Genomic DNA, 19,888 nt, shown 5'->3' on the forward strand with positions numbered 1-19,888 from the left:
TGAATAATTATAAATGTAAAAAGTGTTAAAAGGAGAGAATATATGTTATCAAAAGTAAACACTTGTGTATTACAGGGATTAAATGGTTATAATGTAGGCGTAGAAACTGATATATCAAAGGGAATGCCTTCGTTTGCAATAGTTGGTCTTCCAGATGTATCAATAAAAGAATCTAAAGAAAGAGTTAGAACAGCTATAAAAAACAGTGGTTTCAAATTTCCTGTTAATAAAATTATTGTGAATTTGGCTCCAGCTAATCTTAGAAAAGAAGGTTCACAGATAGATCTTTCAATAGCTGTCGGAATATTAATAGCTACAGAGGATATAAATTATGTAGACTTTAGCAAAACATGCTTTATAGGTGAATTATCACTAGATGGTAAAATAAACAGGGTTGATGGAGCATTACCAATGGTTATATCTCTAAAAGAAGCAGGAATGAAAAAAGTTATTATACCAGACGGAAATAAAAATGAGTGTAGTATGGTAGATAACATTGACATTATACCTGTAGATAATTTATTTGAATTAGTAAAATATTTAAATGACGATATTGATATAAGCCCATGTATATTTAATAAAGATATCATAGAAGATGAAGATAGTGACAAGAGAGAAGATTTTTCAGATATTATTGGACAAAGAGTATTAAAAAGAGCAGTAGAAGTTGCTGCTGCTGGTGGACATAATATTTTAATTATAGGACCACCAGGGTCAAGTAAGACTATGATAGCTAGAAGAATACCTTCAATATTACCTAGTCTTACATTTGAAGAAACATTAGAAATTACTAAAATATATAGTGCTGCGGGACTATTAAAAGGAGCATATTTAATAAAAGAAAGACCTTTTAGATCTCCACATCATACAATATCAAATATATCATTAATTGGTGGCGGAAGAATACCAATGCCAGGGGAAGTATCATTAGCACAATATGGAGTTCTTTTTTTAGATGAACTTCCAGAGTTTCAGAAAAATGCTTTAGAAGTGTTAAGACAACCATTAGAAGATGGTGAAGTTACGATATCAAGAGTTACGGCAACAATCACATATCCTTCTGAGTTTATGTTAGTAGCTAGCATGAATCCATGTCCATGTGGATACTATGGAGATCCTAATCATGAGTGTACATGCAGCATGAAGGAGATTAACAGATATTTAGGAAAGATATCGGGACCATTATTAGATAGAATTGATATACATATAGAAGCAAATCCAATAAAATATGATGACTTGACAAACAATAACAAAGAAGAAACTTCAGCAACTATAAGAGAAAGAGTAAATAAAGCTAGAAAAATTCAGATAGACAGATATTCTAATGAAAAAAATTTATACAATGCAAACCTTAGTCCTAAAGCTGTTAAGAAATATTGTAAGCTTGATAAAGAAGGGGAAGAACTATTAAAAATAGCATTTAATAAATTTAGCTTGAGTGCAAGAGCTTATAATAAAGTTTTAAAAGTCTCAAGAACAATAGCAGATTTAGATAATAGTGAAAATATAAAATCCTGTCATATTGCTGAAGCTATACAATATAGAAGTCTAGATAGAAAATATTGGTCTTAAATGGAGGATTGAAAATGGAAAATAGAGAAGTTCTTATTTGGCTTAGCAGTATTCAACAGGTAGGAATTAAATCTATAAATAGACTAGAAGAACATTTTGGCTGTATACAGAATATTTGGACTGCATCAAAAAGCGAAATAAACGATGTTAAAGGTTTAAAAACTATAACTAAGCAAAATATTATTAAATATAAAAGTGATGGTTACATAGACAAATTGTTTAATGAACTTAAAAAAGAAAAAGTAAAAACAATTACAATTTTAGATGATAATTATCCTAAAAATTTAAGGAATATATTTAACCCTCCAAAGGTATTATATGTAAAAGGAGACTTTGTTGGAAATGATGAAATTTGTATTGCGATGGTTGGAGCAAGAAAAGCTACCTATTATGGCAAATGGGTTGCAGGTAAGATATCAAAAGAATTATCAAGGTATGGTATTACAATAATAAGTGGCTTAGCTGCAGGTATTGATGCTATGTGCCATAGTGGAGCTTTAGATGCTAATGGTCGTACATTTGGAGTACTAGGGTGTGGAGTTGATATAATTTATCCAAAATCTAATAAAAGATTATATGAAGAGATAATAGAAAATGGTGGCATAATATCAGAATTCCCTTTAAAGGCAGAGCCTAGAGCAGGTAATTTTCCTCAAAGAAATAGGATAATAAGTGGCTTATCTGAAGGTTTAGTCGTTGTTGAAGCTAAGAAAAAAAGTGGATCATTAATAACAGCAAATTTGGCATTAGAACAAGGCAAAGATGTATTTGCAGTGCCAGGGAATATTAACAGTATTTATAGCACAGGGACAAACGAATTAATAAAAGATGGAGCAAAGCTTATAATAAATGCAAAAGATATAATAAATGAACTAACTCAATTTAAAGATAAAATAGATTCAAAATATTTAGCAGATAATAATATTATTAATAATTATCCATTAAATGAAAAAGAGAAAAAGGTTTTAGAAGCATTAAAACAAGGACCGCTTCACTGTGATATGATAGAATACAACACAAATATTAAGATGTCAGATTTAATAAGTATACTTACAATGCTTGAAATGAAAGGTATAATTAAACAAATGTCAGGAAAAATATTTACTATAAATAATTAGTATGTAGACGAAAACATATAAATCTGATATAATAACTGACGTTATGATGTTGGAGGTGAATGATTTGGCAAAAACTTTAGTTATTGTAGAGTCACCAGCTAAAGCAAAAACTATTGGTAAGTTTTTAGGAAGTAAATATAAAATAAAAGCATCAGTTGGACATGTTAGGGATTTGCCAAAGAGTAAGCTTGGAATAGATGTAGAAAATGAATTCAAACCTAAGTATATTACTATAAGAGGTAAAGGTGAGATTTTAAGCGAGCTTAAAAGAGAAGTTAAGAAAGCTGAAAAGGTTTTACTAGCTACTGACCCTGATAGAGAAGGAGAGGCAATATCTTGGCATTTAGCTAATGCATTAAAGATAGATGATTCTGATAAAATAAGAATAGAGTTTAATGAGATAACTAAATCAGCTATAACAAAAGCAGTAAAAAATCCCAGAAAAATTAATTACAATTTGGTAGATGCACAACAAGCAAGAAGAATATTAGATAGACTAGTAGGTTATAAAATCAGTCCATTATTGTGGAAAAAAATTAGAAAAGGTTTAAGTGCTGGTAGAGTGCAATCAGTAGCAACTAAACTTATATGTGATAGAGAAAAAGAAATTAAGAAATTCAAGCCTAGAGAATACTGGACTATAAATGTTTTACTTAAAAAAGGTAAATTGGAACTAGATTCTTCTTTTATTGGAAACATTATAAACAATAAAGCTAATAAGATTGAGCTCAATAATGAAGAAGAAGTAAATGCTATTTTAGATAAAATAGACAAAGATAACTTTACTGTTTCAGAAGTAAAAAAATCAACTAAAAAAAGAAATCCCTACAAACCATATACAACTAGTAGCTTGCAACAAGATGCATTTAATAGGTTAAATTTTACAACTAAGAAGACTATGCGTATTGCTCAGCAATTGTATGAAGGTATTGACTTAAAGAAAAAAGAGGGAATAGTAGGTTTAATCTCTTATATCAGAACTGATTCCACAAGAATATCTGAGGAAGCTAAACAAAAGGCTAAAGATTATATATGTAATGAATTAGGAGAGAAGTATTACGGAGGGGTAAAAAGTGTAAAAAAAGAAAAGAAAAAAAATGATATACAAGATGCACATGAATGTATAAGGCCTACATACGTAGACAAGACTCCAGAAAGTATTAAACAATACTTAAGTAGAGATCAATTTAGATTATATAATCTTATTTGGCAAAGATTTGTAGCAAGTCAAATGAGTCCATCAGAATCTGAAACGACTACAGTTAAAACAGTTTCAAATGGATATTTATTTAAAGCATCTTATTCAAAGTTGATATTTGATGGATTTATGAAAGTATACAAGATTAAAGAAGATAAAAAAGTTAATAAAACTATAAATTTGGAAAAAGGAGAAACTTTAAAAGCTAAGGACATTATTCCGAAGCAACATTTTACACAACCACCACCAAGGTTTTCAGAGGCAACATTGGTTAAAACAATGGAAGAATTGGGAATAGGAAGACCAGCTACTTATGCTCCAATAATAAGTACAATATTAAGCAGAAATTACGTAGTATTAGAAAATAAATATTTAGCACCAACAGAGCTTGGATTTATTGTTACTGAGCTATTAGAGGATTATTTTAGAAATGTTGTCAATGAAGAATTTACTGCAAAGATGGAAAAAGATCTTGATAAGGTAGAAGCTGGAGAATTATCGTGGGTAGATGTTGTTGCTAATTTTTATGAGAACTTTAAAAATGATTTAGAAATAGCTGAAAAGGAAATAGAAGCTATTGAAATTAAAGATGAAGAAACAGATGTAATTTGCGATAAGTGTGGAAGAAATATGGTTATAAAGCACGGTAGATATGGAAAGTTTTTAGCATGTCCTGGGTACCCAGAATGTAAGAATACGAAACCATTAATTAAAGATATAGGCGTTAAATGTCCTAAATGTGGTGGAGATATTGTTCAAAGAAGATCAAAAAAAGGAAGAGTTTTTTATGGGTGTTCTAATTATCCGGATTGTGATTTTATATCGTGGAATATACCAGTAGAGGAAAAATGTCCAAATTGTAATGGAATTATGGTTAAGAAAGTTAATAAAAAAGGTGAATTTCATGAATGTATTAGTTGTAAGACAAAAGTAGATAAAAAATAACTATGGTAACTATCAGATATAAATTATCCCTGATTATTCATATAACTCCAGATAATATGCTGTAAGTTTCTGAATTAGAAGATTTCAGTGAATTCGAAGGCATACCGAGTTGGTATGTCAAGAATTTAATGGATATTAGAGAAGGGATTAGAGAAGGAGGATGTCTTATGGGAGAAAGCTTACTAATGAAAACTAGAAAGCTAAATAGAATATTGCAAAATTCAGGTGGTAAACCTGTTTCTTTTGATGAAATTAGCAGAATATTAAGTGAAATACTAGAGGCCAACGTCTATATTGCTAGTAGAAGAGGAAGAGTATTAGGTTTTTGTCTTTCCTTGGGTTTTGATTGCAGGATTATAGAAAATGAAGTTGTTGAAGAAAGACGTTTTCCACAAAAATACAACGATGAACTTTTAAAAATAAATACAACACAAGAGAATATTTTAGAAATACCAGAGTGTGTTTTTGATCAGGTTTCAAAATGTGATTATCCAAATAAAATAACTACTGTTATACCAATAATAAGTTCGAATGGAAGATTAGGCACACTAGTATTAGCTAGATTTGGTAGAGAGTTTACAGAAGAAGATTTAGTTCTTGCAGAGTATAGTGCAACAGTAGTTGGTATGGAAATAATAAGGTCTAAAAATGAACAGGTGGAGCAAGAAGTTCGTAAAAAAGCGATAGTTCAGATGGCTATAGGAACATTATCCTATTCTGAATTAGAAGCTGTAGAACATATATTTAATGAACTTGATGGAAATGAAGGACTTTTAGTAGCAAGTAAAATAGCTGATAGAGTTGGAATTACTCGTTCAGTAATAGTAAATGCACTAAGAAAATTTGAGAGTGCTGGTGTCATTGAGTCTAGATCATTAGGTATGAAAGGAACATATATAAAAATTTTAAATGATAAATTATTCGAAGAATTGCAAAAGCTAAAATCTTAACTGAATAAAAAAACTAGTGGATAATATATCTATTAGTTTTTTTTATTTTCAAACATTATTTTATTATAGTTTATTATAGGGATGGGAATTCATCTCTATTAGAGGATAAACTTAAGAAGATTCAAAATGAAATTATAAAATTACAAAATTACCATATAAATAACAAAAAAACTATATATGTAAAAAGTAGAAAACTTTATAGTTAAAATAGTCCTTATTGACTATGCTATATTCTTTATAAAGCATGTATAATTATTAAGGTGAACAAATAAATATTGTCGATTCATATTAGAAGATCGATTTATGTGTACATAATATAAAATGATGGCTTTTTTGTAGAAAATAATAATAATACCAAGAACTATTTTATCAATTTTTAAAAAAACTTAATTTAAATAAAGGATTTTTGTTGCTTAACTAGAAATAATTATTAATGTATTTGATTAATTAGTTTTCAATGATTATTGAATTAATTAATTAAAACGATAACGAAATAATACTTTAATTTACAAAAAAATACTACATAATGAACATGTGTAAATAAAAATTGCTAATAAGGTGGTTTATTAGATGTTTAAAATAACATATGACAATGTTAACCTTTTAAATAAGGCATTAAATGGTTCATGGAAAAGAAATCAGGCTATTATCAATAATATTGCAAATGTTAATACGCCTGGTTATAAAAAAACGCGCGTCGAATTCGAAAATATTTTGTCAAAAGAAATTAATAATAATAGTTTAGATCTAAAAGTTACTAATCAAAATCATTTAGGTTTTGAAAATTCAAATAATTTTAAACCTTTAATAATTAAGGACAAGAGTACTTCTACTAGAGCAGATGGCAACAATGTGAACATTGATGTAGAAAATGGTGAATTGTCTAAGAATTTTTTATATTATACTTCTGTTTCAAGGCAAATAGGAAGTGAATTTAAAAGATTAAAAACTGTTGTAAATGATGGGAGGAAATAAATAAATGGGAATATTTGATGCTATAAATATTAGTTCAACAGGTTTGACTGCAGAAAGGACTAGAATGGAAATTATATCAAAAAACATTGCAAATGCAAGTACAACTAGAACTAGTAATGGACAACCTTATAGAAGACAATTAGCTATATTCAAAGAAAGAAAAGGTGCTTCATTTAACGATATACTAAAGGGTAAAACAGAAAGCAATTATGGAGGAGTAAAGCTTAGCAAGATTGCTGAAGATAAATCAGCTTTTAAGAAGGTTTATGATCCAGGACATCCTGATGCAAATAAACAAGGCTATGTTCTTATGCCTAATGTTGATGTTATAAAAGAAATGGTTGATATGATAACGGCAACAAGAGCTTATGAAGCTAATGTAACTGCTATTAATGCAACTAAATCAATGGCGTTAAAAGCACTTGATATAGGAAGATAAAATAGGAGGAAGTTTTGATATGAACATAAATACTATTAATAAAAGCAACCTAATACATAGTTCTTTTGAAACAATCAACAGCAATAAAAAAAGCGATAGAGGATTTGGTCAATACTTAAATAATGCTTTAAATAAAGTTAATGAACTGCAGGTTGAAGCGCAAGAATACGATAGAATGTTAGCAACAGGGGAAATTGATAATCTACATGATGCCACCATTGCTTCTAATAAAGCAGATATTGCACTACAATTAACATTAACTGTTCGAAATAAAATTATAGATGCATATAAAGAAATTATGAGAATGCAAGTTTAGAAGTAGCTAAATGAGGTGATTAAGTGGGAGACACTGTAGAAAAAGCTAAGAACCAGATAGTTAATTTATGGAAAGAATTAGACAAAAAAAGAAAGATAAGATTAGGGATAACTTGTCTAATAATATTGTTTGGTATTACTGCTTTTATAATATACATAACTAGTACAAATTATGAAGTATTATATCAGAATTTAAGTTTAAAAGATACGGCAGAAATAACAAAGAAACTAGACGAACTAAATATTAATTGGAAAAATGGTGATGATGAAAATACTATATTAGTTCCTAAGGAACAAAAGAACAAAGTAAAATTAAGCTTGGCTTCTGAAGGACTACCAAAAGAAGGGTATAGCGTCTTAGATGCTTTTAATGATACAAGTTGGACCATGACAGAATATGAAAAGAAACAGAGAGTTCTATATGGTATAAAAAATGAATTGGCAGATACAATATCTGATATTGACGGTATAGAAGAAGCTAAAGTTTTTATAGATATTCCAGAGGAAACAAATTTTTTATCAAAAGATGTACAAGCAACAGCATCAGTTTATTTAAAATTATCAGCAGCAATGCCTTTACAAAAAGATAAGGTTATTGCTATTAAAAATCTTGTTGCAAGTTCATTTAAAAGTTTAAGTCCAGAACTTGTTTCAGTTGTTGATGATAAAGGTAAACCTTATGATATAAACACAGAAGGAAATGGCTATGATTTTAGTGTAAATGAGCAAATGAATCTTAAATACAGCTCTGAGGTTATGCTGAATAATAGCATCAAAAAGTTCTTAGAAAATCTTTTTGGGCTAGGGAATGTTGATGTTAGAACTAATATAAAAATGAATTTTGATAGTGAAAATACGAGTATAGTGCAATTTTCACCACCTATAGAAGGAAGAAACGAAGGTTTAATTAGGAGTATGCAAAAAATTAAGGAATATACAGCTGACGGCGAAACAGGAGGACCTGCGGGAGTAGAATCTAACGTTAATGATACAGTTGATTATGCTACAGTAGATAATAATAATTCCAAGTATGAAAAAGCTAGTGATATTATTAACTACGAATTAAATCAAATTAATAGAGAGATAAAGAAGAATCCTGGGGAAATTGAGTCATTAAGTGTTGCCGTTATTATAAATGAAGATGCTATTGGCGATGGAGAATTAACAGATGAGAGAAAAAGTGAAATAGAAGAGTTAGTATATGCAGCTACAGGAATAGATACAAAAAAAGTTATAGTCAATGCAGGAAAATTCAAAAATAATAATACAAGCAGTATTTTCGATAGTGAAATGGAACAAAAGCAAAAGAGTGATCAGATAATGTTATACGGTATAATTGGAGCTTCTTTATTTATATTATTGGCAGCTGGAGGAATATTAGTTGCTAGAAAAAGAAGAAAAGATAAAAAACAACAACAGATATTAGACGATCAATTTAAAGAAAGTGAAATAGAAAGCATTGATTTCAAGGAAGAATCAGGCGTTAAAGAGCAAATAAACGGATTTGTTGATAAAAAACCTGATGCTGTTGCTCAATTATTAAGAAGCTGGTTAAGTGATGAGTAGAGGTGATAGATATGTCAAAGAATAAAGAGTTTACAGGAAAGCAAAAAGCCGCAATATTGTTAATAGCTCTTGGTCCACAGAAATCAGCTGATATCTTTAAACATTTGAAAGAAGAAGAAATAGAGGAACTTACATTAGAAATTGCAAATATGAGATTAGTGTCTCCTGAAGAAAAAGATACTGTGCTTCAAGATTTTTATCAATTATGTTTAGCTCAAGAATATATATCAGAAGGTGGAATAGATTATGCTAAAGATGTATTAGAAAGAGCTTTGGGTTCTCAGAAAGCTGTAAATATAATTAATAAGTTAACTACATCTTTACAGGTAAGACCTTTTGAGTTTATAAGAAAAGCAGATGCAAGTCAAATACTGAATTATATTCAAGAAGAGCATCCTCAAACAATAGCGTTAATACTAGCATATCTTTCGCCTAATCAAGCTGGCCAAATATTAGCCAGTTTACCGCTTGATATACAGTCAGAGGTTGCAAGAAGAATTTCAGTAATGGACAGAACATCACCTGAAATTATAAAAGAAATTGAAAGAATACTAGAAAGCAAGTTTTCAACTATGGTTTCACAAGACTATACGATTGCAGGTGGAGTACAGTCTATAGTATCAATACTAAATGCTGTTGATAGAGGAACAGAAAAACACATACTAGAAGAATTGGAAAACAAAGATGCAGAGCTTTCTGAAGAAATTAGAAGGAGAATGTTTGTATTTGAAGATGTAGTTACATTAGAACCTAGATATATCCAAAGATTTATTAGAGAAATTGATAATAGTCAATGGTCTATTGCATTAAAAGGTGCTAGTGAAGAAGTTAAAGAAGTTATATTTAACAATATGTCTAAACGTTTAGTTGAAATGATAAAAGAAGATATGGAATTTATGGGACCTGTTAGATTAAAAGATATAGAAGAAGCTCAACAAAATATTGTTAATGTAATAAGAAAACTAGAAGATGAAGGAGAAATTGTTACTCCAAGAGGAGGAGATGAATTAATTGTCTAGTATTATAAAATCATCTTACGTAGTTATGAGTAACAAAGTAGAAGAAAAAACTATAGAACAAAATGTTGTAGATAATGAATTGGCTATAAAGAAAAGTAAAGCTATTATTGATGCAGCAAACAAGAAAGCAGCAAAGATTATTAAAAATGCAACCAATGAAAGTGACTCGATTATAGAAAAAGCAAATTTAAAATCTGAAAATATAATGGAAAATACATATAAAAAATCCAAAGAAATTATTGAAAAAGCTCAAAGTGACGGATACAAGGAAGGTTATAAAACAGGCTATGATGAAGGAAAAAATATTTCAGATGGACTAATAAATGAAGCAAACGATATAAAAAAAGATATATTGACATTAAGAAAAAAATATATTCAAGATTTAGAGCCTGAAATAATCAATTTAGTTATTCATATGTGTGAAACTATATTAAATAATAAACTCGAAAATGATAAAGAACTTATACTATCAATTATATACAAAGGTTTAGATAGTTTGAATTTAAGTGATAACTTAATTATAATAATATCTCAAGATGATTACGAAATAGTAAATGCTAGTCGTGATAAAATCCTGTCACAAGCAAGTTTAGTAGAAAATATAGATATAAAAGTTGATAGAAAGCTTACAAAAGGAGATTGCATTATAGAAACAGAAAGTGGTACTGTTAATTGTAGTTTAAATATGCAGATGAATAAGTTGAAAGAAACAATAATAGAATTGCTAAAGAGTGAGTGATAGTATGCAAGTAATAGATATGAAAAAATACTTTAAAGTAGCAACTGAAGCCAGTTTACTTCAATTTAGTGGAAAGGTTGTTAGAGTAACAGGTTTGACAATAGAATCAAATGGTCCATTAGCTAAAATAGGAGAATTATGCCATATATACACAATAAATAATGATACACCTATTTTAGCAGAGGTAGTTGGTTTTAAAAAAGACAGAATACTATTAATGCCATTGGGAGAGATGGAAGGCATTGGTCCTGGAAGTATAGTAAAAGCATGTGGACATAGCCTAAGAGTTAAAGTAAGTGAAAAACTTATAGGTAGAGTTTTAGATGGACTAGGTAATCCAATAGATAGTAAAGGAGAAATTGATAGCAGTTGTTACTATCCAGTTTCTAATGTACCACCAAATCCACTTAAGAGAAAGAGAATAAAAGAAATACTACCTTTAGGTATAAAAGCAATAGATGCATTTCTAACATGTGGGAAGGGACAAAGAATAGGCGTTTTTGCTGGTAGTGGTGTTGGTAAGAGTACATTAATGGGTATGATTGCAAGGAATACAACAGCAGATATAAATGTTATAGGTTTAATAGGTGAAAGAGGAAGAGAAGTAAGAGAATTTATTGAAAATGACTTAAAAGAAGAAGGTTTAAAAAAGTCAATTCTTATCGTTGCTACTTCAGATCAACCAGCATTGGTAAGAATGAAAGGAGCTTTATTAGCTACAGCCATAGCTGAATATTTTAGAGATAAAGGGAAAAATGTGATGCTTTTTATGGATTCAGTAACTAGATTTTGTATGGCACAAAGAGAAGTGGGGCTAGCTATAGGTGAGCCTCCAGTTACAAAAGGATTTACACCCTCAGTATTTGCAGTATTACCAAGACTATTAGAAAGAGCTGGAACCTCTGATAAAGGTACTATAACAGCGCTATATACAGTTTTGGTAGATGGAGATGATATGAATGAACCAATTACAGATGCAGTTAGAGGTATACTAGACGGGCACATAGTATTATCAAGGGATCTCGCAAATAAGAATCATTATCCTGCTATTGACGTACTAGCAAGTATAAGTAGAGTAATGCCTAATATATGCGATGAACAACATATAGATTTTTCAAGTAAAATAAAAGATATAATGGCTGTATATAGAGAAAAAGAAGACTTAATAAATATAGGTGCATATAATAAAGGCAGCAATCCAAAATTAGATAAAGCGATTGATTTAATAGACGATATAAATGAATTTTTAAGACAAGATGTAACAAAGAAATATAAATTTGATGAAATAATGGTAGAATTACATAAAATAAATATTTAGGATATTTGAATATGAACTCTATAAATAAATATTACTTTAAATTATGTGGGTGAATGTATGGAGAGATTCAAGTTTAAATTTCAAGGAGTATTAAATTACAAACAAGTTGTTGAGGATATGAAATCTGTTGAGTTTTTAAATGCAAATAATGAATTAAAAAAAGAAAAGAAAATTTTACAAGTAGCAATAAATCAAAAGAAAGATTTAAATGAACAAAAAAATCAATCTATGAAAAGTACTACAATAAAGAATTTAAAATATCTAAACAATTTTATAGATCATACTAATAAAAAAATTAAGGAACAAAACGAAAGAATTAAGGTTGCTGAAGATAAAGCAAATGAAAAAAAGAGAGAACTTGTAGATGCTTCAAAGGAAAAAAAAATGATTGAAAAACTTAAATCTAAAGAATACGAAGATTTTATAATGATTCAAAAGAAAAATGAAGAAAAGTTTGTTGATCAAATCAATAGTTTTAATAGTTGCAAATTATAGTGGAGGATAAATATGGCAAAAAATAGTAGTGCATTAAAAACTGCATTTATAGTAGTATTTATTTTAATATTTATTCCTTGTTGCACTTTTTTTATTATATATAAAACAAATGCAGAGTTTAGGGATACTACAAATAAATATATGAAAAATTTTCCTGGGTTTATTGGAGAATATGCAAATACATATCCTACTGACGAAGAAAAGGGAGAAAAAATAGATTTTCTGGCTCAGTATTATTTATCATTATCTAAAGAAGTTGCTTCTGATAAGCTCTATGGAATCAAGAAAGATAATGAAGAATTATATTATGATATTATTAAACAAATGCAAATGTCTTCGACATCTAAAACAGAAGATGTTTTAAAGATTATAAGAAATAGAGAAATAAAAAAGGATTTGATGATTACATTATATGATGAAATCAAAAAAGAGAATGAAATGAAATTCAATGAGGAAATAAAAAGGTATGATAAACTTGGATTTTTTTCTGCAGCACAAGAGATAGAAGAAAGATATTTAAAGTTAAATAAAAATGAAGAAGCGGCTAATATAATAGCTTCATTAAATGTAAATAAAGCAGCACATATAATGTATTATTTCAGTCAGGAAAATAGGGATTTATTATTTAATGAGATGAGTCTAATAAAGAAAAATGATATAAACAATGAAATACTGAGTATGGATATGAAAAAAAATGCATTAATTGATAAAGCTAAAATATATGAATCTAAAATTTCAAAAGAAGTATTCGAAGAAATAGGTAACTTAGATAATTATTCAATTGAAGAATTAGCTCAAATTTATAATAATTTGAGTCCTGTAAAAGCAGGAGAAGTATTATCATTTAACAAAGACAATAAATTTTATAATGATTTGATGGATGAGATTAGGAAAAATGAGAATCTACAAAAAGATGAAGGTTCAATAACTATCGATATATCAAAAGTCATGAATTTTTATAAAAAATACAATGAAAAAATTAATGATTTAACTGTAATATATGAAAAAATGAATTCATCAGATGTAGCAAATATAATAGAAAGAATGATTGTTAGTAATAATGTAATAGATTCATGTAAGATTACTAATGCACAGATAGCTATAACAGATTCTAAACTAATAGTTGATGTACTAAAAAATATGCCTAAAACAAATTTATCAGATATATTAAATCAATTAGAGCCTAGAAAAGCTACTGAAATAATCAGGAGGCTTTCTAAATAAAAAAAGGTTTAATAAGTTTATTAAGATTATTTTACCTGAACATAACGGGAATTATATATTTTTAATTAACGTTTATAATTACCTTATGTATAAAAATAGAAGGAGGTGATAATAGTTGAAAATATCAAATCAAACTAACTTGTTTGATCAGATTATGGTAAATAACACTAAACAAACTTCAAAAAAATCAGAAACAAAGAAGAGTAGTTTTGAAGAAATGCTTAATAATAGCAGAAAAACTTCAGATGGCATAACAAAACCAAAAGATAATAAAAATACAGAGCTTAAAGAACAAAAAACTTCAGAATTAAAAGAAAAAGAGAGCATCAAACCAGAAGATAAAGAAACTATAAAATCAAAGTGTAAAGAAGAAGAAAGCATAAAAAACAAAGAAAGCATAAACGAAAAAAAGGATTTAACTGAAGAAGAAAAAGCAAAAGATGAACACATTATAGAAGAAGTAAACATGGATGCTTTTGAAGAAATTATAGAATTACTGACGGAAGCTGGTATAGATGTTAAGAATATAGATTTAACATCTTTTGAAGAAATCAGTAATGAGGTAGACTTAAAAACACTAGTAAATGATATAGAATTGCTATTTAAAAACAATAATATATCAAAAGAAGTATTATCAAACAAGTTGGAGAAAATAGTTAACTTAAAAGAAACAAATGTTTTATCTGATAAGAAAGAAATAATAGAACTACTTTCGAAGATAAAAGAAGAAGTAAGTGAACTAAAAAATGCCGACCAAATTACGAATAAAGATGATAATGTAAATAATGTGAAAATTATCAACATGAAGCAGCAATCAGTTGCAGGTCAAATGAGTTCTCTTATAAGAAATAAGAACACAAAACAAGGTACAACAAGAGAAGAAAACTCTGAAAGTACTGTTTTACCTATTAAATCAATGGGTAATATTATTAAAAATATTAACATTAATAATATAAATAGTAGTGGAGCTCAATTAAATTTATCAGATAACACAGTAATAGATCAACAAGTAAAGACAGATAGTGCTTTAGTAAGAAATATTGATTACAAAAATATATTAGAGCAAGTAACAAAAAGCACAACCACAATAATAAATGAAAAGCAATCAATGGTAAATATAAAGCTTAAGCCAGAATCACTAGGAAATATGACATTAAAAATAGTTGTGGAAGAAGGCAAGGTTGTTGCAGAAGCAGTAGTAGAAAATCAAGCTGTTAAGAACATTTTGATATCTAATATGGATGAATTAAAAGAAAATTTAAGTGGGCAGGGACTAGATATTCAAAAGCTTGATGTTTCTGTAGGAAAAGACTCTATGTTTGGCCAGAAAAATAGTACTTTTCAAAATAGGCAAAAATTCGAGAAGAAAAGTGTCAAAAAAATAGAGGATATGGACATAGTAGAGGATAATTATCTTGATACCGGGGTAGTAAATCATTATTCCTCTAGCATAAATGTTATAGCTTAGGAGGTGAGCTTATGTCAGTAAGTGGTGTAGAAAATAATGTGCAAAATCAAACAGCAACGCAATATAACCAAGCTACTCAAAATCTTGGACAAGTTGATAAAGATTCTTTCTTAAAGTTATTAGTAACACAGCTTCAAAATCAAGATCCTCTTAATCCGATGGATGATAAAGAGTTTATTGCACAGATGGCTCAGTTTAGTACATTAGAACAAATACAAAATTTGAATAGTACAATGGAAAAATCACAAACAGATATTTTAGATCTTATGACATACATGCAGATACAAAACCAAAAATGTTTTGATAAGATGAACGAGACATTAGATGCAATTAATAAAGGAATTAACGGAGAAACAGAAGATGATAGTGAAAATGAAAATGAAAGTGTTGAATAAAGCAGTCCTCAAAGTGTGAGGTGAATAAAGAAATGGCAAATGTTGATATTAACAGACTTAGGATAAATTCTACAGATGCAATTAGAAAAAATATCATAAAAAAATCAGCTAATAAAGCAAAAGATATAGGTTCAACTGATTTTGACAAAGTACTTAATAGCTTTATGCAGAAAGATGGAGTTAAATTTTCTAAACATGCTACAAAGAGGTTGTTAGAAAGAAATATTAGATTGAATGAGAAGAACCTAGAAAATTTAAATAAAGCAATAGAAAATGCTGAAGCTAAGGGTATAAAAGATGCATTAATTCTAATGAACAATGTTGCTTTTATAGCTAATGTTCAGAATAAAACGATTATTACAACTGTAGAATCAGAAAGTTTAAAAGATAGTGTTTTTACAAATATAGATGGAGCTGTGATTGTTTAGCTGGACCTTAATGGAGGCTAATCATATCTGAATGATAGAAGATATGACACAGTTTAAGGGAGGTTTTTAAGTTATGATGCGTTCAATGTATTCTGGTGTTTCAGGACTTTCTGTACATCAGACAAAGATGGATGTAATAGGTAACAATATAGCAAATGTAAATACAGTTGGTTACAAAAAAAGCGTAGCTAGTTTTCAAGAAGCATTTAGCCAAGTTGTACAAGGTGGTAGTGCTCCTTATGCAGGTAGAGGAGGAACTAACCCGCAGCAAATTGGTTTAGGTATGAAATTGGGTTCAATTAGTACAGTATATACAAAAGGACCTACACAAAGAACTGATAATCCTAGTGATTTAATGATAGATGGTGATGGTTTTTTCATGGTTTCAACTGACCCAAAATTTGAGAATAAATTTTATACAAGAGCTGGTAACTTTACATTTGACTTAGAAGGTAATATGTGTACTCCTGATGGTCAAAGATTGTTAGGGAAATTTATAGGCGGAGATAATTACGCTAAAGCTTTAGGAATACAAAAAGATAGGGATTTTGATGGAGTAAAACTAAGTAAGTCTATAGTAGCTCCGGCAACATCATCAGTTAAAGTGGAAGTTGTCGGGAATCTAGATTCAAGAACACCTATTATAGATGATGGTAATACTCCGGATATACATGAAAATCAATATAAGACAGATGCTATTGTAAAGGATAGTCTGGGTAATTCTTATAAAATGGAAGTAACAATCCAAAAAACTGCTTCGAATAAGTGGAAAGTATCTAAATTGACTGTTAAGAATATAGCTAATGATAAGCTTGTTTATGATCAGGCACCAAATAAAGAATTAGAATTTAATCAATCTGGTGAATTGATTACAGTTGATCCATCAACTGGCAATCCAATTGATCCAGTAATAACTCTTTTAAATGGTGATTTCATAACAACTGAAATGGGTGGAGGATTTTTTGGAACTGTTAGTGGTACAAATGAACTAAAATTAGATCTATCCAGAATAAAACAATATGCAAACGACAGTGATGCAAAAGGTCATGACGCAATGGTTAATGGTCAAATAGGTAGATCAGCTGGTTCATATAATGGCTATACAGTGGATCCATCAGGTAAAGTAATAGTAAGCTTTACAAATGGTATGGAACAGGCTATATGGCAAATAAAGCTCGCAAAATTTGATAATCCTATGGGCTTGGTAAAGGTAGGAAATAATTATTATAAAAGTTCTCCAAACTCTGGAGAAGCAAATATTGGAATTCCTGGAGCTAGTGGCTTAGGAGCAATCAATGGAGGTTGTTTAGAAATGTCTAATGTTGATCTTTCTATGGAATTTACAGAGATGATTACAACACAAAGGGGTTTCCAAGCTAATTCAAGAATTATTACTACTTCTGATGAAATGCTTCAGGAGCTGACAAACTTAAAGAGATAGATTAGTAAAAGTATATTAAAAACAAAAAATAAATTCTTTCAAAATGTTTATATTGCCTAGGTATGATATATACCTAGGCATATACTAGAAAAGTAGGGATATAATGATTTTAGTGAAGAGAATGAATGATACTGAGTTTATTATAAACAGTGACTTAATAGAAACTGTTGAAGAAACACCAGATACTGTAATCACTCTTGTTAATGGTAAAAAAATGGTAGTAAAAGATTCTAAAGAAGAGATTGTTGAAAAAGTAATAAAGTTCAAAAGAAAATATACAATAGGCTGCATCAAAGCAGATTTAAGTGAGGTGTAGGTAGTGGATATAGCAACTATTTTAGGTTTTGTCAGTGGAATAGCTCTGATATGTTGGGGAATAATGGGTTCTGGTGATCTTTTAACATTTATTCATCCCTCATCCTTAGCAATTGTTTTAGGTGGTACAATTGCTTCAACGTTGATAAGTTTTCCATTAGCTAAGGTTACAAATACTTTTAAGGTTGTAAAGAAAGCATTCTTTACCAAGCCAATATCTCAACAAGATGTAATATCTCAAATGATAACTTTAGCGAACGTAGCAAGAAAAGAAGGTTTACTTGCTTTAGAAGAGGCAGGAGATAAAGCGGATAATTATTTTATGAAAAAAGGAATTATGCTGATTGTAGATGGTACTGACCCAGAATTGGTTAGGAATGTGTTAGAAACAGAGTTAAACTTTCTAGAAGAAAGACATCAAGAAGGACAAAGTGTATTAAATACAATGGCTGCTTTTTCACCCGCTTTTGGAATGGTAGGAACGTTAATTGGTTTGATAAATATGCTTAAAGAATTGTCTGATCCTACTTCTGTAGGACCAAATATGTCTGTTGCATTAATAACTACTTTTTATGGTACAGTATTTGCAAATTTAATTTTTACTCCTTTAGCAAACAAGCTAAAAGGCAGAAGTAACGAGGAACTTTTGGTAAAAGAGATGATAGTTGAAGGATTATTATCTATACAAGCTGGAGAGAATCCAAGAATTATAGAAGAAAAACTTATAACCTTCGTGCCGCCTAAGGACAGAAAAGAAACAAAGAAAGCTGAAGGTGAAGCATAATGAGAAAGAAGAAAAAAGGAGATAGTGTAAACAAAGATGCATGGATGGCAACCTATAGTGATTTAGTAACATTGTTACTGTGTTTCTTTGTATTATTGTTTTCTTTTTCAGAGGTAAATGCTGAAAAGTTTGAAGCAATCATGAAATCTTTCCAAGGTGCATTAGGTATATTAGATGGTGGAAAAACACTTGATGAAGGAAATAGAATTAGTTCAAATGATATACCTTTAGAGAAGAATAAAAACGAAAATACTGATATTGAAGATTTTAGAATGTTAAAGCAATATATTGATAGCTATGCTGAACAAAAAGGCTTGGAGAAAGAAATAAATGTTAAAATTGAAGAAAGAGGACTTATGGTAAGAATATTAGATAATGTATTCTTCGATCCAGGTAAAGCTGATGTAAAGCCTAGAGCAAAAGAAATCATTCTATATATTGGAGATGTTTTAAATAAACCTCAGTTTGCTAACAAACATATAAAAGTTGAAGGACATACTGATAATGTAGTTATGAACTCAGAGTTATTCCCTAGTAATTGGGAATTGTCGGTAAGAAGAGCAACAAATGTTTTAAGGCTTTTAGAGGGTGAAAAGCATATAAATAGCAGAAGAATTTCGGCTTCTGGCTATGGTCCAAATAGACCAGTAGCACCTAATGATACTCCTGCTAACAAGGCTAAGAATAGAAGGGTAGATATAGTCGTACTAAAATCAACCTATAGCCAATTTGAACCATAAAAGATTTAAGGAGATGCTATATGAAGAATAAAAAAGTATTGATTATAGGAATGGCTGTTTTAATAGTTGTCTTAACAATTGTAGGAGTTATTTTTGGCGTAATGCTCTATAATAACAAAAACAAAGAAGACGTAGTAGAAACTTATACTTATGATATTGGACAAATCTATAGTAATTTAAAAGAAAGCCATAGAATTATTAAGTGTAGTATTACTGCAGAAGTTACTGATGAAGGTTTATTGGAAGTATTCGAGAAACAAGAACCAAAGACTAAAGATGCAATTACTAAAATATTTAGAAACAAAAATGAAAAAGACGTAGAAGGAATGCAGGGACAAATTAATTTACAAAAGGAAATAAAACAAAAACTGCAAGAAATATTAGATAATAAAGATATAACAAATATATACTTTAAAGAATTTATAGTACAATAAAGTACAATAG

Annotated in this window: 21 protein-coding genes; all 21 read left to right on the top strand. The window is 29.2% G+C overall.

Going from position 1 to position 19,888, the window contains the following annotated elements:
* Nucleotides 1-42: 42 nt before the first annotated feature.
* The 21 genes from AYC61_RS19715 to AYC61_RS19815 all read left to right on the top strand — a co-directional run bounded on the left by AYC61_RS19715 (nucleotide 43) and on the right by AYC61_RS19815 (nucleotide 19,878).
* The gene (locus AYC61_RS19715) at nucleotides 43-1,572 is read left to right on the top strand and encodes a YifB family Mg chelatase-like AAA ATPase (RefSeq protein WP_066507266.1); all 1,530 of its coding nucleotides are present in this window, start codon (nucleotides 43-45) and stop codon (nucleotides 1,570-1,572) included.
* Between the two features lie 14 nt (nucleotides 1,573-1,586).
* Nucleotides 1,587-2,690 (top strand): DNA-processing protein DprA, encoded by a 1,104-nt coding sequence (gene dprA, locus AYC61_RS19720; protein ID WP_066507268.1) that lies wholly within the window; start codon nucleotides 1,587-1,589, stop codon nucleotides 2,688-2,690.
* A 64-nt stretch (nucleotides 2,691-2,754) separates the two neighbouring features.
* Nucleotides 2,755-4,833: a type I DNA topoisomerase gene (gene topA, locus AYC61_RS19725; protein WP_066507278.1), complete on the top strand. Its 2,079-nt coding sequence runs from the start codon at nucleotides 2,755-2,757 to the stop codon at nucleotides 4,831-4,833.
* A 167-nt stretch (nucleotides 4,834-5,000) separates the two neighbouring features.
* A complete protein-coding gene (gene codY / locus AYC61_RS19730; protein ID WP_066507280.1) occupies nucleotides 5,001-5,783 on the top strand; it encodes a GTP-sensing pleiotropic transcriptional regulator CodY in 783 nt (260 codons plus the stop codon).
* A gap of 570 nt (nucleotides 5,784-6,353) precedes the next feature.
* Nucleotides 6,354-6,758: a flagellar basal body rod protein FlgB gene (gene flgB, locus AYC61_RS19735; RefSeq protein ID WP_066507282.1), complete on the top strand. Its 405-nt coding sequence runs from the start codon at nucleotides 6,354-6,356 to the stop codon at nucleotides 6,756-6,758.
* A 4-nt stretch (nucleotides 6,759-6,762) separates the two neighbouring features.
* Nucleotides 6,763-7,197, top strand: a complete 435-nt coding sequence (gene flgC / locus AYC61_RS19740; RefSeq protein ID WP_066507290.1) for a flagellar basal body rod protein FlgC — start codon at nucleotides 6,763-6,765, stop codon at nucleotides 7,195-7,197.
* A gap of 19 nt (nucleotides 7,198-7,216) precedes the next feature.
* Nucleotides 7,217-7,513, top strand: coding sequence for a flagellar hook-basal body complex protein FliE (fliE, locus tag AYC61_RS19745; RefSeq protein ID WP_066507292.1), 297 nt, complete (start codon nucleotides 7,217-7,219; stop codon nucleotides 7,511-7,513).
* A gap of 23 nt (nucleotides 7,514-7,536) precedes the next feature.
* Complete coding sequence (gene fliF, locus AYC61_RS19750) at nucleotides 7,537-9,078, top strand: flagellar basal-body MS-ring/collar protein FliF (RefSeq protein ID WP_066507294.1); 1,542 nt, start codon at nucleotides 7,537-7,539, stop codon at nucleotides 9,076-9,078.
* A gap of 11 nt (nucleotides 9,079-9,089) precedes the next feature.
* Complete coding sequence (gene fliG / locus AYC61_RS19755) at nucleotides 9,090-10,097, top strand: flagellar motor switch protein FliG (RefSeq protein ID WP_066507301.1); 1,008 nt, start codon at nucleotides 9,090-9,092, stop codon at nucleotides 10,095-10,097.
* Complete coding sequence (locus tag AYC61_RS19760) at nucleotides 10,090-10,836, top strand: FliH/SctL family protein (protein ID WP_066507304.1); 747 nt, start codon at nucleotides 10,090-10,092, stop codon at nucleotides 10,834-10,836. The genes fliG and AYC61_RS19760 overlap by 8 nt, the downstream gene beginning before the upstream one ends.
* Before the next feature lie 4 nt (nucleotides 10,837-10,840).
* Nucleotides 10,841-12,154: a flagellar protein export ATPase FliI gene (gene fliI, locus AYC61_RS19765; RefSeq protein WP_066507310.1), complete on the top strand. Its 1,314-nt coding sequence runs from the start codon at nucleotides 10,841-10,843 to the stop codon at nucleotides 12,152-12,154.
* A 57-nt stretch (nucleotides 12,155-12,211) separates the two neighbouring features.
* Nucleotides 12,212-12,649, top strand: coding sequence for a flagellar export protein FliJ (gene fliJ, locus AYC61_RS19770; protein ID WP_066507313.1), 438 nt, complete (start codon nucleotides 12,212-12,214; stop codon nucleotides 12,647-12,649).
* Between the two features lie 12 nt (nucleotides 12,650-12,661).
* Nucleotides 12,662-13,873: a hypothetical protein gene (locus AYC61_RS19775; protein ID WP_066507316.1), complete on the top strand. Its 1,212-nt coding sequence runs from the start codon at nucleotides 12,662-12,664 to the stop codon at nucleotides 13,871-13,873.
* A 115-nt stretch (nucleotides 13,874-13,988) separates the two neighbouring features.
* Nucleotides 13,989-15,341 (top strand): flagellar hook-length control protein FliK, encoded by a 1,353-nt coding sequence (locus AYC61_RS19780; RefSeq protein ID WP_066507319.1) that lies wholly within the window; start codon nucleotides 13,989-13,991, stop codon nucleotides 15,339-15,341.
* Nucleotides 15,342-15,352: 11 nt separating this feature from the next.
* Nucleotides 15,353-15,736: a flagellar hook assembly protein FlgD gene (locus tag AYC61_RS22320; RefSeq protein WP_082760087.1), complete on the top strand. Its 384-nt coding sequence runs from the start codon at nucleotides 15,353-15,355 to the stop codon at nucleotides 15,734-15,736.
* A gap of 20 nt (nucleotides 15,737-15,756) precedes the next feature.
* Nucleotides 15,757-16,164: a TIGR02530 family flagellar biosynthesis protein gene (locus tag AYC61_RS19790; RefSeq protein ID WP_202906882.1), complete on the top strand. Its 408-nt coding sequence runs from the start codon at nucleotides 15,757-15,759 to the stop codon at nucleotides 16,162-16,164.
* Between the two features lie 73 nt (nucleotides 16,165-16,237).
* On the top strand, nucleotides 16,238-17,605 hold the full coding sequence (locus AYC61_RS19795; RefSeq protein WP_066507325.1) for a flagellar hook protein FlgE: 1,368 nt from the start codon (nucleotides 16,238-16,240) through the stop codon (nucleotides 17,603-17,605).
* 103 nt (nucleotides 17,606-17,708) lie between these two features.
* Nucleotides 17,709-17,921, top strand: a complete 213-nt coding sequence (locus tag AYC61_RS19800; protein ID WP_066507328.1) for a flagellar FlbD family protein — start codon at nucleotides 17,709-17,711, stop codon at nucleotides 17,919-17,921.
* A 3-nt stretch (nucleotides 17,922-17,924) separates the two neighbouring features.
* The gene (locus tag AYC61_RS19805) at nucleotides 17,925-18,704 is read left to right on the top strand and encodes a motility protein A (protein WP_066507330.1); all 780 of its coding nucleotides are present in this window, start codon (nucleotides 17,925-17,927) and stop codon (nucleotides 18,702-18,704) included.
* Nucleotides 18,704-19,444, top strand: coding sequence for an OmpA/MotB family protein (locus AYC61_RS19810; protein WP_066507332.1), 741 nt, complete (start codon nucleotides 18,704-18,706; stop codon nucleotides 19,442-19,444). The genes AYC61_RS19805 and AYC61_RS19810 overlap by 1 nt, the downstream gene beginning before the upstream one ends.
* A gap of 20 nt (nucleotides 19,445-19,464) precedes the next feature.
* A complete protein-coding gene (locus AYC61_RS19815; RefSeq protein WP_066507334.1) occupies nucleotides 19,465-19,878 on the top strand; it encodes a flagellar basal body-associated FliL family protein in 414 nt (137 codons plus the stop codon).
* Nucleotides 19,879-19,888 lie beyond the last annotated feature (10 nt).

Source organism: Abyssisolibacter fermentans (assembly GCF_001559865.1).
In the GTDB taxonomy this organism is placed as follows: Bacteria; Bacillota; Clostridia; order Tissierellales; family MCWD3; genus Abyssisolibacter; species Abyssisolibacter fermentans.

Bases quoted from the DNA above. Each gene is read 5' to 3' on its own strand.
- AYC61_RS19715 (WP_066507266.1), top strand. From the start codon at position 43: ATGTTATCAAAAGTAAACACTTGTGTATTACAGGGATTAAATGGTTAT.
- dprA (WP_066507268.1), top strand. From the start codon at position 1,587: ATGGAAAATAGAGAAGTTCTTATTTGGCTTAGCAGTATTCAACAGGTA.
- codY (WP_066507280.1), top strand. From the start codon at position 5,001: ATGGGAGAAAGCTTACTAATGAAAACTAGAAAGCTAAATAGAATATTG.
- flgB (WP_066507282.1), top strand. From the start codon at position 6,354: ATGTTTAAAATAACATATGACAATGTTAACCTTTTAAATAAGGCATTA.
- flgC (WP_066507290.1), top strand. From the start codon at position 6,763: ATGGGAATATTTGATGCTATAAATATTAGTTCAACAGGTTTGACTGCA.
- fliE (WP_066507292.1), top strand. From the start codon at position 7,217: ATGAACATAAATACTATTAATAAAAGCAACCTAATACATAGTTCTTTT.
- fliG (WP_066507301.1), top strand. From the start codon at position 9,090: ATGTCAAAGAATAAAGAGTTTACAGGAAAGCAAAAAGCCGCAATATTG.
- fliI (WP_066507310.1), top strand. From the start codon at position 10,841: ATGCAAGTAATAGATATGAAAAAATACTTTAAAGTAGCAACTGAAGCC.
- fliJ (WP_066507313.1), top strand. From the start codon at position 12,212: ATGGAGAGATTCAAGTTTAAATTTCAAGGAGTATTAAATTACAAACAA.
- AYC61_RS19775 (WP_066507316.1), top strand. From the start codon at position 12,662: ATGGCAAAAAATAGTAGTGCATTAAAAACTGCATTTATAGTAGTATTT.
- AYC61_RS22320 (WP_082760087.1), top strand. From the start codon at position 15,353: ATGTCAGTAAGTGGTGTAGAAAATAATGTGCAAAATCAAACAGCAACG.
- AYC61_RS19795 (WP_066507325.1), top strand. From the start codon at position 16,238: ATGATGCGTTCAATGTATTCTGGTGTTTCAGGACTTTCTGTACATCAG.
- AYC61_RS19800 (WP_066507328.1), top strand. From the start codon at position 17,709: ATGATTTTAGTGAAGAGAATGAATGATACTGAGTTTATTATAAACAGT.
- AYC61_RS19810 (WP_066507332.1), top strand. From the start codon at position 18,704: ATGAGAAAGAAGAAAAAAGGAGATAGTGTAAACAAAGATGCATGGATG.
- AYC61_RS19815 (WP_066507334.1), top strand. From the start codon at position 19,465: ATGAAGAATAAAAAAGTATTGATTATAGGAATGGCTGTTTTAATAGTT.